General features: G+C 45.0%; 16 protein-coding genes. 4 read left to right on the forward strand and 12 right to left on the reverse strand.

The genetic code is table 11. The features are described from left to right. Window positions 1-146: 146 nt before the first annotated feature. The 5 genes from F7R24_RS12420 to ilvC form a co-directional block, all read right to left on the reverse strand. Complete coding sequence (locus F7R24_RS12420; protein WP_151671585.1) at window positions 147-752, reverse strand: protein-methionine-sulfoxide reductase heme-binding subunit MsrQ; 606 nt, start codon at window positions 750-752, stop codon at window positions 147-149. Continuing rightward, window positions 743-1,750 carry a protein-methionine-sulfoxide reductase catalytic subunit MsrP gene (msrP, locus tag F7R24_RS12425; RefSeq protein ID WP_151671586.1) on the reverse strand — a complete coding sequence of 336 codons (1,008 nt, stop codon included), beginning with the start codon at window positions 1,748-1,750 and terminating at the stop codon, window positions 743-745. The genes F7R24_RS12420 and msrP overlap by 10 nt, the downstream gene beginning before the upstream one ends. Before the next feature lie 43 nt (window positions 1,751-1,793). Next, the gene (pssA, locus tag F7R24_RS12430; RefSeq protein ID WP_151671587.1) at window positions 1,794-2,576 is read right to left on the reverse strand and encodes a CDP-diacylglycerol--serine O-phosphatidyltransferase; all 783 of its coding nucleotides are present in this window, start codon (window positions 2,574-2,576) and stop codon (window positions 1,794-1,796) included. Window positions 2,577-2,638: 62 nt separating this feature from the next. After that, window positions 2,639-3,604, reverse strand: a complete 966-nt coding sequence (locus tag F7R24_RS12435; RefSeq protein ID WP_151671588.1) for a patatin-like phospholipase family protein — start codon at window positions 3,602-3,604, stop codon at window positions 2,639-2,641. 117 nt (window positions 3,605-3,721) lie between these two features. Further along, window positions 3,722-4,738, reverse strand: a complete 1,017-nt coding sequence (ilvC, locus tag F7R24_RS12440; RefSeq protein WP_151671589.1) for a ketol-acid reductoisomerase — start codon at window positions 4,736-4,738, stop codon at window positions 3,722-3,724. A 150-nt stretch (window positions 4,739-4,888) separates the two neighbouring features. Here ilvC and ilvY point away from each other — a divergent pair, with 150 nt between their 5' ends. Then, window positions 4,889-5,785: an HTH-type transcriptional activator IlvY gene (gene ilvY / locus F7R24_RS12445; protein ID WP_151671590.1), complete on the forward strand. Its 897-nt coding sequence runs from the start codon at window positions 4,889-4,891 to the stop codon at window positions 5,783-5,785. Window positions 5,786-5,845: 60 nt separating this feature from the next. Further along, window positions 5,846-7,669 carry an SLC13 family permease gene (locus F7R24_RS12450; RefSeq protein WP_151671591.1) on the forward strand — a complete coding sequence of 608 codons (1,824 nt, stop codon included), beginning with the start codon at window positions 5,846-5,848 and terminating at the stop codon, window positions 7,667-7,669. A 66-nt stretch (window positions 7,670-7,735) separates the two neighbouring features. On the opposite strand, the gene ilvN is transcribed toward F7R24_RS12450, so the two are convergent. Further along, the gene (ilvN, locus tag F7R24_RS12455) at window positions 7,736-8,227 is read right to left on the reverse strand and encodes an acetolactate synthase small subunit (RefSeq protein ID WP_151671592.1); all 492 of its coding nucleotides are present in this window, start codon (window positions 8,225-8,227) and stop codon (window positions 7,736-7,738) included. A 2-nt stretch (window positions 8,228-8,229) separates the two neighbouring features. Further along, on the reverse strand, window positions 8,230-9,951 hold the full coding sequence (locus F7R24_RS12460; protein ID WP_151671593.1) for an acetolactate synthase 3 large subunit: 1,722 nt from the start codon (window positions 9,949-9,951) through the stop codon (window positions 8,230-8,232). A 394-nt stretch (window positions 9,952-10,345) separates the two neighbouring features. On the opposite strand from F7R24_RS12460, the gene F7R24_RS12465 reads away from it, so the two are divergent. Next, on the forward strand, window positions 10,346-10,618 hold the full coding sequence (locus tag F7R24_RS12465) for a hypothetical protein (protein ID WP_151671594.1): 273 nt from the start codon (window positions 10,346-10,348) through the stop codon (window positions 10,616-10,618). Window positions 10,619-10,649: 31 nt separating this feature from the next. Here the strand turns inward: F7R24_RS12465 and F7R24_RS12470 are convergent, their stop codons facing one another. Further along, window positions 10,650-11,501: a 23S rRNA (adenine(2030)-N(6))-methyltransferase RlmJ gene (locus F7R24_RS12470; RefSeq protein ID WP_151671595.1), complete on the reverse strand. Its 852-nt coding sequence runs from the start codon at window positions 11,499-11,501 to the stop codon at window positions 10,650-10,652. Window positions 11,502-11,503: 2 nt separating this feature from the next. After that, window positions 11,504-11,998, reverse strand: coding sequence for a GNAT family N-acetyltransferase (locus F7R24_RS12475; RefSeq protein ID WP_151671596.1), 495 nt, complete (start codon window positions 11,996-11,998; stop codon window positions 11,504-11,506). Window positions 11,999-12,083: 85 nt separating this feature from the next. Between F7R24_RS12475 and F7R24_RS12480 the strand changes: the two genes are divergently transcribed. Then, the gene (locus F7R24_RS12480) at window positions 12,084-12,887 is read left to right on the forward strand and encodes a glycerophosphodiester phosphodiesterase (protein ID WP_151671597.1); all 804 of its coding nucleotides are present in this window, start codon (window positions 12,084-12,086) and stop codon (window positions 12,885-12,887) included. Here F7R24_RS12480 and F7R24_RS12485 read toward each other — a convergent pair. The 3 genes from F7R24_RS12485 to F7R24_RS12495 form a co-directional block, all read right to left on the reverse strand. Beyond that, window positions 12,884-14,212, reverse strand: coding sequence for an MFS transporter (locus tag F7R24_RS12485; protein WP_151671681.1), 1,329 nt, complete (start codon window positions 14,210-14,212; stop codon window positions 12,884-12,886). The genes F7R24_RS12480 and F7R24_RS12485 overlap by 4 nt on opposite strands. 20 nt (window positions 14,213-14,232) lie before the next feature. Then, entirely contained in the window at window positions 14,233-15,510 is a 1,278-nt protein-coding gene (locus tag F7R24_RS12490; RefSeq protein WP_240776114.1) for a serine hydrolase domain-containing protein, read from the reverse strand. A gap of 213 nt (window positions 15,511-15,723) precedes the next feature. Continuing rightward, window positions 15,724-16,803, reverse strand: coding sequence for a DUF3541 domain-containing protein (locus F7R24_RS12495; RefSeq protein ID WP_151671599.1), 1,080 nt, complete (start codon window positions 16,801-16,803; stop codon window positions 15,724-15,726). Between the last annotated feature and the right edge of the window lie 169 nt (window positions 16,804-16,972).

The following is a 16,972-nucleotide window of genomic DNA, read 5'->3' on the forward strand; positions in this document are numbered from 1 at the left end:
TAAGCTTTAATGCCTAACCTGAACAAGCGCCCACACGCATTACCTGATTAATTTGTTAAAGAGCGGCTTGAGATCTCTGTGCAACCCGATGTGTTGGGCTGTTGTCTCAAGCGAGGTGCGTATAGTACAGATGGGATTTATGGAGGTCAACGCTTTTTTGAAAACTTTTTAGCAAAAAGTTTAATAACGATTCGATAGCCTAGTAACACACTTAATAGAACGACATAGAGCAGCTGTTCGGCATAGCCCGCTCGTATCTGCATAAGGAAATGTATCATGGCTAAAATTGCTGCTGGATAGATTAAGTAGTGCAAACGAATCCAGTTACGCCCCAGCCTTTTCATCCATCCTTTTGTTGAAGTCACCCCCAAAGGGATCAGTAGTAGTAAACTTAATAAGCCCACGATGATGTATGGCCTAGCCGTAAACTCTCTCCAAATGAGATCAACACGCCAACCTAGAATAAACGTAGTGAATGCCAATAGATGAAGCACCGCGTAGAATAAGGCATATAAGCCTAGCATGCGCCGGTAGCGAACCAACCAGCCCAAGTAACGAATTTTTCTCAATGGCGTTACCGAGAGCGTAATCCACAGAAACCGAATTGCCCATATACCCGTTCCAAGCACGATAGCCTGAGCTGGGTCTGCACCTAATCCATCCGTTAGTATTTGAAAGATGATGAATAGAAGCGGCGCAAGACATGCTAACCAAACTCCCCACCAGCGAAACTGATTGAAGTCTAGTACCACTTACGTAAATCCATACCTGTGTAAAGATGCGCAACCTCTTCGGCGTAACCATTAAAGGGTAGCGTATCAATGATATTGGGATTAAAGAGCTGCGAAGGTAAACGTCGCTCTGTAGCCTGACTCCATCTAGGATGGTCAACCTGTGGATTGACGTTTGCATAGAAACCATATTCATGCGGTGCTGAAAGATTCCAGCTCGTATCAGGCATGGTCTCTCTAAGATTAATGGCAACGATGGACTTAATGCTCTTAAAGCCGTACTTCCAAGGAACAACCAATCTGAAAGGCGCGCCATTTTGAGGAGGCAAGCTATTACCATATAGGCCTACCGCCATAATGGTTAACGGATGCATCGCTTCATCCATACGCAAACCTTCTCTATAAGGCCAATCAATCGTTGAAAAACTTGAGCGCTGACCAGGCATTTGATCAGGATCTAGCAGGGTCACAAACTCTACATACTTTGCTTTACTGGTTGGCTCTGCGCGCTTAATAATATCCGCCAAGGGAATACCAACCCAAGGGATCACCATCGACCAACCCTCTACACAGCGCATGCGATAGATACGCTCTTCTAGCTGGGAAGGTTTAATTAAATCCTCCAGCTCATAGTGCGCTGGCTTATTGACTTCACCACTAATTTCGACACGCCAAGGATCCGTCTTAAAACGCTGTGCATAGCGCAGGGGATCACCTTTACCCATGCCAAATTCGTAAAAGTTATTATGACCCGACACCAGCCTGTAAGGGGTCAAAGATTCATCTGTGGATAATCTCGAATCAGAGCGACCTTGTTTAAGAGCAGACTGAAGCCATTCTGGACCACTATATATTCGTTCTCCGGCCAAATCATGCTGATCAGTTAATGCTAATAACTGACCACTGGCAGCCAAACCACCCATGGCCGCTAGGCCCTTTATGAACTGTCTACGCTGACGATAAATAGATTCGGGTGTGATTTCCGATGATGGAATAGAGTTCTTTTTTCCAATCAACATGCCGCGTTTCCTCAGTTAAAAACATCTTAGCTTGTGTGACAACTTATTTAGCTAGATGTTTCTTTCTACGAACAAACCATAGAAACGGACCCGAGCAGGCATATACCACAAACAGCAACCACAAAAACAACGCAGGGCTGATTGAGATGACGCCAATTGCGAGTACTATCGCCGATAAAATTAGGAAGGGTACGCGGCCTTTTAGATCAACATCCTTAAAGCTGTAATACAGCACATTACTGACCATGAGCACACCCGCTAAGGCGACGTATATCGCGACCAGATAAGAAATATCGGAAGCTTCAATTTCATACCTAGTGCTCATCCAGATAAGTCCTGCAACTGCTGCTGCCGCCGCAGGACTTGGCAAGCCTACAAAATATCGCTTATCCACAGAACCTATTTGGGTGTTAAATCTCGCTAACCGCAGTGCGGTACCTGCCACATAAAGAAACGCAGCAAACCATCCAAACTTGCCTAAATCATCCAAAGCCCAAGTGAAAGCTACTATCGCAGGCGCGACACCAAAAGACACCATATCTGCCAAGGAATCATACTCAGCACCAAATGGGCTTTGAGTATTGGTCATGCGCGCAACACGACCATCCAAACCATCAAATAGCATGGCAACAAAGATAGCAATGGCGGCGGCTTCAAACTGCCCATTCATAGAAGCTATCACAGCATAAAATCCTGAAAAAAGCGCGCCCGTGGTGAATAGATTGGGCAGTAAATACACGCCCTTATGAGGCTTTTGTCGCTCCTGCTCAGGCTCATTCACTTTTGCTGCATCAGATAAGCTATCTTGCGGCTCTTTGTCTGTCATAAATACCCTTAGACCCTAATAAAGATTTTATTATTCTACTTGAGAAAGCCACTGACCCCAAATCATCGAGAAAATAGTGTCTCAAATTTCCAGCTTGATGAACGCCCCAATTCCCGTTTTGATTCAACCAACCACTTTTCTGCTTGAAGAAAACCCTGCTGGTACAGCGACTCTAAAAAACCCTTACGGGTATCAAAACGACTGGCGGCATCCATAGACGCCAATATTTCATCAGGCTCTATTAGATGCATTCTCAATTTTCGCCAGCGAGACTCTTGCCTTCCTAACAACCAAGGATTTCGCCTTAAATGATGTTGATAATCTTTAACCAACTCAAGTTCACGCATAAATGCAGATTGGAACATTAATTCATTCATACGCTCAGTGATCGCAGCTGATTGCGTTGGTAAATCGGGTCTAATCAGAGGCTGCAGCAACACACACAAAAGATCGGAAGATGCTGCCTCCGTGATTAAAGGATGCAGTACTGGGTTACCTGAAAAACCGCCATCCCAGTAATGCTTCCCTTCAATTTCAACGGCTTTATACAAACTAGGTAAGCAGGCACTCGCAAGCATATGCTCTACCGACAACTCTGTCTCTCGAAAAAGCCGCAATGCACCCGTTTCTACTTGTGTGGCTGCTATGTGAAGACGAACAGGAGACGACGCTCTTAGCGCATCATAATCAATTAACTTTTCCAGCAACTCTTTTAATGGATTGTAATCAAACGGATTAAGATCATAAGGAGAAAGATGTTTAGTAAGTTTTCGCCACCAATCAACCGGTTTTTGTGCTGCGAAACTGTCTGGAAGTGCTAAACCTTGCCAAAATTGTTGAAGTAAGTCACGCGCACCGTCAGCACCATCGAGGCGCCAACCCTCAGCTAATACAACCGCATTCATGGTACCAGCACTGGTGCCACTGATCGCTTCTGGCTGTAACCCAGCTTCAAGTAACTTATCGAGTACGCCCCATGTAAATGCTCCATGGGCACCACCGCCTTGCAAGGCTAGCGTTAGCTTCATGCAAAAGTCTCCTTTAATGAACTTTTTAGCGACCTTACTAGCTAACATCATACCCTATAAACGCAAAAAACCCAGAGAGCCGAAGCTATCTAGGTTTTTTAAAAGCCCTAAAAACGATTAGTTTTTAGACTTATCAACCAACTGGTTAGCAGTGATCCAAGGCATCATTCCACGCAGTTTCTCACCAACCTGTTCGATCTGGTGTGCTGCATTATTACGACGGTATGCAGTCATTGAAGGATAATTAGTCGCACCTTCGCTGATGAACATCTTAGCGTATTCACCATTCTGGATACGTTTCAGTGCATTACGCATCGCTTCACGAGACTGTTCATTGATCACTTCAGGACCTGTAACGTATTCACCGTACTCAGCGTTGTTAGAGATAGAGTAGTTCATGTTAGCGATGCCGCCTTCGTACATCAGGTCAACAATCAACTTCAACTCATGCAAACACTCAAAGTAAGCCATTTCAGGTGCATAGCCAGCTTCAACCAGCGTTTCGAAGCCCATTTTAACCAGCTCAACGCAACCACCACAAAGAACTGCTTGCTCACCGAACAGGTCAGTTTCTGTCTCATCTTTAAAGGTAGTTTCGATGATACCGGTACGACCACCACCTACACCAGAAGCGTAAGACAGTGCTACATTTTTAGCATTACCAGAAGCGTCTTGGAAAATAGCAATCAGATCAGGAATACCACCGCCTTTAACGAACTCTGAGCGAACGGTGTGACCAGGAGCTTTAGGAGCGATCATGATAACGTCAAGATCTTTACGTGGCTCGATCTGGTTGTAATGAATAGAGAAACCATGTGCAAAGGCTAAGGTTGCACCTTGCTTGATGTTTGGCTCAATTTCATTTCTGTATAACTGACCTTGGAACTCATCTGGAGTCAGAATCATGACAACGTCTGAAGATTTAACCGCATCAGCAACGTCAGCCACTTTAAGACCAGCCGCTTCTGCTTTAGCGCGTGAAGAAGAACCCGCACGTAGACCAACAGTGACATCAACACCAGAATCTTTCAGGTTGCAAGCGTGTGCGTGACCCTGTGAACCGTAACCAATGATTGATACTTTTTTACCGCGGATGATAGATAGATCACAGTCTTTATCGTAATAAACTTTCATGTTAAATCTCCAAAATTGTGCGTTTATTAGGTTACATCACTGATGCAATAGCGCCACTCTACTGCAATAGCATCATTGCGTAAAATGATATATTTGCAATACTATATTTTAATATTTGCAACATGCTATTTATTATCTGGATGGACAGCGATGGATTATAAAGCTCTGCAACATTTTCTTCACTTGGCAGACTCACTTCACTTTAGCCGCGCCAGCGCTGCTTGCCATGTTAGTCCATCCACCCTCAGTAGAACGATAAAACAACTGGAGGATGAGGCGGGTGTGACGCTGTTTATTCGTGACAATCGAAGCGTAACCCTAACCGCAGAAGGCATTCGCTTTCAACAATTCGCCAGAGAAGCACTGTTACAGTGGGAAACCTTGCGCAGCAGTTTACAGAATGATCAACAAGAGTTGCATGGCGAACTGAGCATGTACTGCTCTGTAACAGCCAGCTATAGCTTTTTATATGACATTTTGAGTCAGTTTCGACAAGATTATCCTCGAATCGAAATCAAGCTGCATACAGGCGATCCAGCAGCCGCTATTCACCGCGTACAAAGTGGTACAGAAGATATCGCGATAGGGGCACGTCCAGATCAACTTCCTAATGACATCGCATTCAAATCCATTACCCAATCACCCTTAGTTTTTATCGCTCCCGCAGCTCAGCCAGATCTCATTACTCGACTCAGTGGGGTTGCAAAAGCCACTCACTGGAAAAATGTGCCGATGATTCTTTCTGAATCGGGATTGGCTAGAAAATGCTCGGATCAGTGGTTTAAACGACTGGGTGTCAAACCACTCATCTATGCTCAAGTGGGTGGTAATGAAGCCATCGTTAGCATGGTGAGTCTAGGGTTCGGTGTGGGACTGGTGCCACAAATTGTACTGGATAACAGCCCTCTGTCTTCACAGGTAACTGTATTGCATGCCACCCCGACTCTACCGGAATTTGAAGTCGGCATTTTTGCATTAGAAAAGAAACTTCGGCATCCACTGATTAACGCCTTTTGGTCGCAACTCGATAATTCGGGTAATGATTGAGGTTTTGGCTTATTCAAGCGATCATTACACCTTTGTCTAAATCATTGAGCCTACCTTGTTATGACTCCAGAGATGATGTTTGTCTTCGGCCTTCTAGCCGCTACCATTGTTCTATTTATCATTGATAAGATCCGCATGGATATTGTCGCGCTGTTGGTTGTCGTTGTTCTAGCAGCATCCGGTATTATTTCACCATCAGACGCCATTTCTGGGTTTGGTAATAGTGTCGTCATTATGATTGCCGGTCTATTCGTTGTCGGCGAAGCCTTATTTAGAACTGGCGTTGCTGCCGCTGCTGGAAACTGGTTACTCAAAGTGGGAGGAGACAGCGAGACTCGCCTTTTACTCTTTTTACTTCCCGTTGTTGCTGTGCTGTCTGCGTTTATGAGCTCAACTGGAGCGGTTGCGCTTCTCATCCCCGTGGTACTGAGTATGGCTCGCAAATCTGGCATGCAACCGGGACGACTGTTAATGCCTTTAGCCTTTGCTGCTTTAATGGGCGGCATGCTGACACTCATAGGAACTCCTCCCAACATTATTGTTAGCGGTCAGATGCGTGAAGCCGGTATTGAACCCTTCTCTTTCTTTGCGTTCACTCCAGTTGGCTTAAGTGTATTGATCGTGGGTAGTTTGTATTTGGTATTTATTGGACGCTTTCTTTTACCTACTACTGAAATTCGCGATCCCGATAGCAGCCACCCAACATTGAGCGAATTTGCAGATCGCTACGGTATTTCTGATCAGCTTCATAAACTTGTAGTTCAACCGGGCAGCCCATTGACCAATAAAACTCTGACAGAGGTGGGACTTCGAACTAATTTTGAGATTACCGTATTTGCCATTCAGCGAAGTGGTAAGTTTCTTTCAACACTGATGCCCGTTTTATCGCATACCAAAATACAAGCATTGGATACCTTGATCGTTTATGGCACTGATGAAAAGATTGATGCGTTCAGCCAGGCGTGTATGGTTCGTCATCAGGGCTTCCCTGAAAGAGAAATTCAAAAAGTTCGTGAGCAATTTGGTGTTGCAGAAGTCTTGTTACCACCCAACTCAACACTGATCAATCAAACACTTAAAGAAGGTCGCTTTAGAGAAAAATTCAACCTAAGCGTGATCGGCGTCAGGCGTCAAAACTCACCCATAACGACTGAGTTTACTGTTACTAAACTAGAGGCAGGGGATACGCTATTATTAGCTGGTAGCTGGGACCACATCAGCACACTAGAAAGTCGTCGCGATTTAGTTGTCTTAGAAACGCCTGCTGAAATGCTAGAAATAGCAAGCAATCCAAAAAAAGCGCCCATCGCCATAGGCATCATGGCAACCATGCTAGTAGTGATGACCTTTAGCATAATCCCTAATCTAACTGCTGTGCTGATTGCTGCCTTGGCGATGATTTTGAGCGGCTGCGTGACCATGAATCAAGCTTACCGTTCATTAAATGCGACCAGCTTGGTGCTAATTGCCGGAATGCTTCCTTTAGCCATGGCGATGGAATCCAGCGGGGCCTTAAGTTATGTCGTCAATATCCTGGTAGAAAGATACGGCAACGCCAGCCCGCTATTCCTATGTGCAGGCCTATTTTTACTAACCTCTTTACTCAGTCAGTTTATCTCCAACACTGCAACGACTGTGTTAATTGCGCCAGTAGCGATCAGTGTTGCACAACTACTTGGACTTAACCCAGCGCCATTTATGATGGTCGTTGCCATTGCTGCATCGACAGCCTTTGCCACGCCTATTGCCTCACCCGTCAATACACTGGTATTGGGACCGGGTAATTACCGTTTTGTGGATTTTGCTAAGGTGGGTATTCCACTGCAAATATTAGCACTTGCAGTAACCCTAATTCTGACTCCCTTGATCTTTCCGTTTAACTAAACACTAGCCCTTAAAACGACAAAAGCCGCTCAATTGAGCGGCTTTTCGGTCGAACAACATGATGAACTAAATGGTTAACACCTTCTCACCACGCGCTATACCGGAAACACCTGAACGCACCACTTCCATAATGCTGGCATTACCTAAAGAGGCAATAAAGGCATCCAGCTTATCGCTAGAGCCAACCAACTGAACGGTGTATGTGTTCGGCGTAATATCGATAATCTGACCACGGAAAATATCAGCGGTACGTTTGATCTCTGCACGCATCTGACCATTGGCCTTGAATTTGATCATCATAAGCTCACGCTCAATATGATCGCCTTCTGACAGATCAACCACTTTAACAACATCAATCAATTTATTAAGTTGTTTAGTGATCTGCTCAATGACACGTTCATCACCTGTGGTCATCACCGTCATACGCGACAAGGTTGAATCATCTGTTGGTGCAACAGTTAAAGATTCTATGTTGAAGTTACGCTGTGAAAACAGACCAACAACGCGAGACAAAGCACCCGGTTCGTTTTCCATCAAAACTGAAATGATATGTCTCATGATCAAGTCCTCTCCGTTTTGCTCAACCACATATCCCGCATAGAGCCTCTTGGCACTTGCATGGGATACACATGCTCAAACGGATCAACGTAGATATCCATGAACACTAGGCGATCTTTCATAGCAAAGGCCTCACGCATGGCGCCTTCAAGTTCAGAATACTTAGTGACTTTCATACCCACATGACCATAAGACTCAACCAGCTTGATGAAATCAGGTAAAGAGTTCATGTACGACTGAGAATGACGTGATTCATAGTTCATATCCTGCCACTGACGAACCATACCTAACGACTGGTTATTGAGGCAGACAATGACCACAGGAATGTCATACTGTTTGCAGGTCGACAATTCCTGAATATTCATCTGAATACTTCCTTCACCGGTCACACAAACCACATCTGACTCCGGGAAGTTCAGCTTAATACCCATTGCAGCTGGCAAGCCAAAGCCCATGGTGCCCAGACCGCCGGAATTAATCCAACGATTGGGTTTATTAAACTTATAGTATTGCGCCGCAAACATCTGATGCTGTCCTACGTCTGAACAGACATAAGCGTTACCATTGGTAACTTTAGATAGCATCTCGATAACTTGCTGAGGCTTCATCATTTCTGAATCATCAGTACGGTAGCGACCACCGTGGCGACCACGCCACTCATCGATCTGCTTCCACCAAGCATCCAACGCATCTTGATCTGGACGCTTCTTGCTTTCTTTAACCAGCTGAATCATCTCTTCCAACACAGCCTTAGCAGGGCCTACGATAGGCACATCGGCTTGAACGGTTTTAGAGATTGACGCAGGGTCAATATCGACGTGAATGATACGAGCTGTTGGGCAGAATTTATCGACCGCATTGGTTACACGATCATCAAAACGCGCACCGATTGCCAAAATCAAGTCGCTGTGATGCATCGCCATGTTGGACTCATAAGAGCCGTGCATCCCCAGCCAACCCACATATTGTGGATCTGTCCCTGGGAAACCACCTAAGCCCATAATGGTGTTAGTCACTGGATACTTCAGCAAATGAGCAAATTCGGTTAATTCTGCGCTGGCATCACCCATGATAATACCACCACCGGTGTAGATCATTGGGCGCTTGGCTGCCAATAACATATCCACCGCTTTACGGATCTGACCGGAGTGACCTTTTGTCACTGGGTTGTATGAGCGTAACTTAACCGACTTAGGATATTCATAAGGGAAACGCTCTGTAGGCGTTGTCATATCCTTGGGAATGTCGATAACCACAGGGCCCGGACGACCTGTTTGAGCGATATAGAAAGCCTTCTTAATAATGCTTGGAATATCTTCAGCACGGGTAACCGAGAAGTTATGTTTCACGATAGGACGTGAAATTCCCAACATATCTGTCTCTTGGAAGGCATCTTCACCAATGAGGAAGCTCATGACCTGACCGGTAATGACGACCATTGGGATAGAGTCCATGTATGCGGTTGCAATACCAGTGATAGCATTGGTTGCACCAGGACCTGAAGTCACTAGTGCGACACCCGGCTTGTTGGTGGCACGGGCATAGGCATCTGCCATATGGGTAGCAGCCTGCTCGTGGCGCACCAGGATATGTTCGACTTCATCCTGCTGGAACAATGCATCATAGACATGAAGCAAAGCACCGCCTGGATAGCCGTAAATGTACTTTACACCCTCGTCTCTGAGGGCACGTACTACCATTTCTGCGCCTGAAAGTAATTCCACTTAATTTTTCCTCTACTCAGCACCGATCTCATGTCGGCATTAAAACAGCTAAAAGTTCTGTATGCGGCGCTGCCCAGAGTAAAGGATCTCTCACTCTGTCAGACCTATCTGAGATTTAAGCTGGGTATTGCTTAACCTGCCGGATGCTCTAGGGATGTCCTGTTGAAAACCGACAGCTGTTACAATCGATAATAAGCCGAGTATTTTGGCATTGAGTCAACCCGTGATCAACCTTATAACTGTAATGTTTTTAACCTTATTGACCTATATTTGGACTAAAGAGGTATAAATTGACTAAGATCATCAATAAATACCTAACAAGTCGGTGTTTTTTCCTAAGACAGAAAGCGCTAAGCTGTATATCAAAATCGTCTTTACATACGAGGACAACAAGATGAGCAACAATATTGCTGAGATAAAAAACAAAGATCGCGTTATTAACGAACTCATGCGTTTTATTAAAAAAGTACTGGCAGAGCCTGATATTTGCGAAAAAGCATTAGCAATCGCCCGTAAACATATCGATCAAAAAGACGCTGATCACCTGATTGCAGAAGAACTTTCTGCCATTACCAGTGTGAAAATCCCTATCGAATTTAGTGATGCGGATAAGTTATTCCTTCATGTTCTGAAAGAAGTAGTAAGAGACGAACAAGCACTTTACTAAGCTTTTCTAAATTTAACCTGCTAACGACTTCTCAGCAATCGCCAGCAGGTGGCGCAAGCCAGTAGAGTCGACGTTTTGCGCCGGCTCTCTGCGCCAGCAACTCAACTAACCAGGGTTCAGATAGATTGAGTGTTTCGTCAAGCTGCCAAGGGGGGTTAACAATCAGCATACCACTACCGTACATGCCCTGCTCTTGTGCGTCGCCAATCGTGAGTTCTGAGCACAACACGTTGGTAATCCCCGTGCATCGAATTTTCTCTAACATAAATTTCCATCGATCAGCGGACAACAATGGATACCAGACCGCAAAGCAACCATTTGGCCACCGCTTAACCGCTTTAGCGATAAACGAAGCGACCTGATCATATTCAGTTTTGACTTCATAAGACGGGTCAACCAAAACCACGCCACGATTAGGCTTAGGTGGTAAAAGAGATAACACACCCTCGAAGCCATCACGATGGTGCACACCCACATTCAGGTGACCTGCAAATGCTTTTTTTAATTGCCGCGCTTCACCCGGATGAAGTTCCATTAAATGCAGTTGATCCGCCTCTCTCGATAGACCAGCCACTAAGGCTGGAGAGCCAGGGTAACGCTGCAAACTTGTCTCAGCGTTAATGGCACGAACCTGATCTACGTAATGTGCAACGGAGCTGGGCTGATTATAAGCCCGCCATAAACGTGCAATACCCTCTTCAAACTCGGCTGTTTTCGTTGCCTCGTCGGAATCAAGTGCATAATACGCCTTGCCCGCATGTGTCTCTAAATAGCTCCAAGGCTTATTTTTTCGATTCAATGCCTCAATCAAACAGACTAAGATATGATGCTTATGGATATCAGCGAAATTTCCTGCATGAAAACCGTGTAAATAACTTAACATTCTCAACAATCCTGATACATGTAGGTGACTTGCCCACCATAAGCGGCAACTTTTTGCTGGCTCAATTTAATATCTAACACCTTAAAACCTAACTTTTTCCAATAACGCTCAGCATCACCGACTGCAGTTAGCGCCAACTTAAAAAAACCTAACTCTCTGGCGATTTTTTGATAGCCAGAAAACAACATCTGTCCAATACCCTGTCCGGCCATCTTTGGTGAAATAGCCATATCATGCAGATACAAGCAATCTGCACCACAAGGAAGCTGGCAACTCGGATCATTCAATGAGGGCACCTGCGCAAATAGCCAGGGAATTGCAATAAGATAGCCTTGCACACCATCATCATTCACGACCACGAAACAGCTTGTTGGCGAAGCTGAACGTTTCGCCTCCAGTGCATCAATAGACTCAGGTTCAAGAACCTGTTGATAGCAAGCACACTGAACAGCCCACACCGCTGGCATATCTGAATAAAGCATCTGTCGAATTTTCATGACGCTAGTGTAATCAGATCATCTGAAAAAGTAACCCAGATGCAGTAGACTAAGATCCTTTAAGGTTATAGAAAACAGTGCTTACATGAGTGATCTCTCGAGTAGACTAAATCATATCGCCAATCAACTTTGGCAACTAGCGCCCGGTACTCGCACGCCAGTCGATCTGACTCAATTAAAACTTGTTGCCCACCGAGGTGCCCATGGCGATGGACCCAAAGGTTATCTACTGGAGAATACCTTAGCAGCCTTTGATCTCTGTTTAGAGCAGCAAATCTGGGGAGTTGAGTTAGATGTTCATCTAACCCAGGATCACCAACTGGTGGTGCATCATGATCCTCATTGTGGCCGACTGTTTCAACGCCCTGACTTGATCATCCAACACTGCACGGTTGAACAACTCAGGAGCGAAGTTCCAAAGATTCCATTACTATCAGAAGTGGTGGATCGCTATGGAAGGAAAATGCACCTGATGATTGAAATCAAATCTTCTTGGCGAAATCAACCCATGCTAATAGATCAACTCATGCAGGAATTGTCATCGCTGACAGCAGAAAAAGATTATCACCTATTAAGCTTGGTGCCTGATTATTTAACAGGATTTTCGGCTTTACCCACGAGTGCGCTGATGGATGTCGCTGAATTCAATACTGCTGATATCATCCACCAGACCCGTTGTTTAGGTCATGGTGCGGTTGCTGGTTCTTTTGCGTTACTCACGTCCAAACGTGTTAAAGAACTGCATGCAGCAGGAATCAAAGTAGGTACAGGAATGGTGGAGCACCCAGCGATCGTTAGAAGAGAGATGTTTCGTGGTATCGAATGGGTGTTTACCAACAACGCAGTTACGTTGATGAAAGCTTTAAAGGCACAAAACAACCATCGTTAAGCACGACTTTCTATCCAGTCTTCAGCAACCCTTTCGCCTCTGCGTTCATCCACCGGGATAACGGTTATAATGGCTAGAATAAACAGCACTAAACAGAACAAAATGGCGTCCGCTAATCCAAACGCCCACTGCAATAAGCCTAATCCAAAGATACCAAACACGGCTGCCAGCTTGGCTGACATGCCCCAAAAACCAAAAAACTCGGCCGCTTTACTTCGAGGAGTTAACACCCCCACTAGCGCACGACCCGCTGATTGAGAAGCACCTAAACTCAACCCAGCCAAGACACCCGCCACTAAAAAAAGATACTGAGCTTGCCAGTCAACCGCAAAGAGTCGATGAGACAGCTGCGTTAATGCCGGTGTTTGCCAAATTGCTAAAATCGCAACCAGCCATAAACTTAAGGTAATGATATAAGTCGTTTTAGTCGACATCTTGGTTTGCAGCCAACCAAATCCGATTGCTCCCACTGCAGCGGTAATCTGCACCGTAATAAACATCAGCACACGAACATTATCATCCCAACCAATCACTTGAGACCCATAAATAAATGAGAAAGCGATGATAATGTAGATGCCAGACATAGCAAAAAAGATCGATATTAATAGTCTGCGTAGATCTTGAAAATGATGCATCTCTTTCCACGTTTGCTGGATACGCTGAACACCCAACTGTAGCAACGGCAACTCTTTAGGACGAGACCGACGCTGACCACGCTCCTTTAACCAAATAAAGGTAGGTATCGCAGCAAAGAGAAAAAAAGCCGCTGCAAAGGGCCCCACCCAACGAATAGTCTCATAATTATCGGCAGAGACTTCTCCTAAAAAATAAAGCGTAAACGCCGTTGCGATAAGACCGCCGATATAACCTAATCCCCAACCTAGACCCGAAATCCAGCCTAAACTTTTTCGTGGACCCAGATCAGGCAAGAAACTGGCAATAAACCCTTCACCAATGGCATAGGCAAAGTTAGACAGAATAATCAGCAACATCGCCATAACAATCCAGCCCGGCTCGACAAAATACAGCAATGCCGTAGCCCCTACCGTTAAGCAATAACTAACCCACAAGAAACGCTTTCGACTGGCGGTATAGTCCATAATGGCACCACACACAGGATTCGCCACTACCACCATGAAGTAACTGACGGCTAACGCAATACTCCATAAAAGATTGCCCAACCGATAATCCGGCGCATCACCCACAATAATTCGCGTAAAGAGATCACCGTATATCACGGTAATAATCAGCAAGGTGTATGCTTGATTGGCGAAATCAAACATCGCCCAGCCAAATATTTCACGTTTAGGCGCCAGCGCTGCCATGTTGTGTGTGCTGTTCAAATTTAAGGCCTGTTCATCAAGTAATTAGAAACTGCACCATAGGCAGGAATTGAGACGGGATCATTTGCCGCATTAGCCGCTACAGGATGACTGGCAAAACGAGCAATCACCACCTCTGCGGTAGGGTCGATATAGAGCGCCTGACCGTGGACACCTCGCGCCATAAAAGCACCATGCTCATTATGGGTTACCCACCACATATTACGGTAGCTCCATCCTTCTAATAAAGAATAACCTGCTTTAGCAAATTTCTCTTTATCGCCACCAGAGCGAATATCAGCCACGACCTCTACCGGAATGATCTGCCGTCCATGGTAGTAGCCATGGTTACGAATCATTTCACCAAATCGAGCTAGATCACGTAATCCCAAATTAAGACCGCCACCAGCAAAGGGCGTTCCTATGGAATCAACGCTCATATAAGCATCCTGCTCGGCACCTAGCTTTTTCCAAATCCGATTGGAAAGAAGAGAGGCGACGTTTTCACCCGTCACTCGTGCTAGAACCCATCCTAGTGCATCGGTATTTGCAGTTCGATAGTGAAACGTATCACCATGATTGCCTTCGGATTGAACCGTTTGTAGAAACTCATAATAACTTCTAGCTCCTTCATAATCTGCCGGCTTGGGCAATGGATTACCGGCAGCAGCATGGGCCCAAACTTCTGCATTCGGATCACTATAATCTTCACTAAAACGAATACCCGTGGTCATATCCATCAATTGTCGAACGGTTGCACTACCAAAGGCAGAGGATGCCAGCTCAGGTACGTAATCCGCGACACGCAAGGTTGGATCCAAAACACCTTCAGCAACCAACATGGCCGCTAAGGTCCCCGTAAAGGTTTTGGTCACTGACATAGCGCCATGCTGACCTTCAGGCTGCAACACTCCGAAATAACGTTCATACACCACTTCACCTTGATGCATCACTAAAATACCATCTGTGTAATTAAGGTGTAGTGACTCTTCCCAAGTGACAGGAGTATCAGCATTCAACGGTGTAAAGATTAATGCGTTTATCTCTTCGCTTAGTGTTCCATTAAGATAAGTGCTTAACGGTGACGCTTGACCCAAACCACGAGACACATTGACAGTGGGCATTAACTGCCGAAAGTTAGAAACACTCCAACGCATAGCAGGAAAGGTAAAATAACTGCCATCTTCAAAACGAATGGTTTTATCTGCTGGCGGTGGAGAACCAACCATCCATTGCAAAAGAGCAGGATCACTCTCTTTAGCATCGGGGAAGTCTGCAAACAAAGCAGATGAAAAAGTCATCACGAAAAAAAGAATAATCCTCTGCGGCATTATTCTTTTAAATGAAAATCGAGGTAACACCGAGAGAATGTTACAAACCATAGCCCAGCTCCTTGGTAAAAAGAATGACCTGAGTATAGCACTGAAAAATTTAACAGATGAGCTGGGCGAAAACCTCACCCAGCTCATCTCTACTGACAAAGTTAAATCAGTCGGTTAGATCATTGATGTTTTTTAAAGGATACTTAAGGAATCCAGATCAAAATGAGGACCTACAAAAAGACGCTCAGGCCAGATCAATAGCATCACCGCTAAAACATTACGATGCTCTCCCTGCGCAAAGTCAGTTCTTCCCGTGGGCGAAGGAATCATTCGACTGACAGGATCATATGCAGCCACTAAACGCTGGCGTATCTGCTCTACAGCTGGATGATCAAGCTGACCGGTTAACGCTAAACTAATGCCCACTTCAGCAAGAATATCTTCCGTGGTGGTTTCTAATAAAATAGGAAGTTGTTCAATAAAATAATCAGTTATCCAAGCAAATGAGTCTTCAGGGAGGTGATCCTGATAATAACGACTAGCGGCTATCACAATATGTGTCAGGCCATAAATTTTATTATGAAATTCTGAACGACTAAGAAGAGCGTCTCCTGATAACGGATAGATCTCTTGAAACCGCTGCATAAAGGCTTCTCGCAAATCCACCACTCCTAGCTGGTACAAAAACCACACTTGATTGGCAGCTTGCGCGGCATAGTGTCGAATAGCGGCTTCATCCAGAAGAAAGCTTTCAAAATCAGCTTCTTTTAACACCTGTTTCAGCAAATCAACTTCATTTTCCGGTAATTGGCTTAGCAGTCCATAATACTCTAACTGCACTAACCGGAAGGCTAAGTCAGTATTGTATAACATACTTGGATATCTACTGAATAAGATCGCACGTTGACGTTGCCGTTCAGTTCTCATGCTTCGCTGCTCTGTCATAAAACGATCTTGCATCGATACATAGTCAGCGTTAGACCTTAAACCTGTTACATCGCGATTAAATAGTCGCACTAAATGCGCTGCATGACGTTGCTGATACGGCAGAAAGGTTTCATCACCTGTCACTCGATAAAGACGCTGGGCATAATGTCTTTGCAATGACATAGATAAGGTTTCCAACCCAGATTCGTAGTTAGCGCGAATCCCCTCAACGACCTGTTGTGAGGACGTGTAGATCTCGGTTTTTTGCGAACAGCCCTGCAACGCAAAAAGACACAGAAAAAGAAACCACAACACCGAAAACTGTTTTTTTGAAAGTTGCTGCATGTTGATCTCTCTATGATCAGGATTGGCTTTTATTCACCTGATGACTGGGTTATGTCCTGTGCCAAGTATTCAGTGATGAGATTGAATCCTTGCGCAACGCATCAAACATATCTTATACGGATAGCTTCGAATTTGCTTTCTTTGAAGTGAACTACTCACCGCTAAAGCG

The organism is Nitrincola schmidtii, from assembly GCF_008973715.1.
Taxonomy (GTDB): Bacteria; Pseudomonadota; Gammaproteobacteria; order Pseudomonadales; family Balneatricaceae; genus Nitrincola; species Nitrincola schmidtii.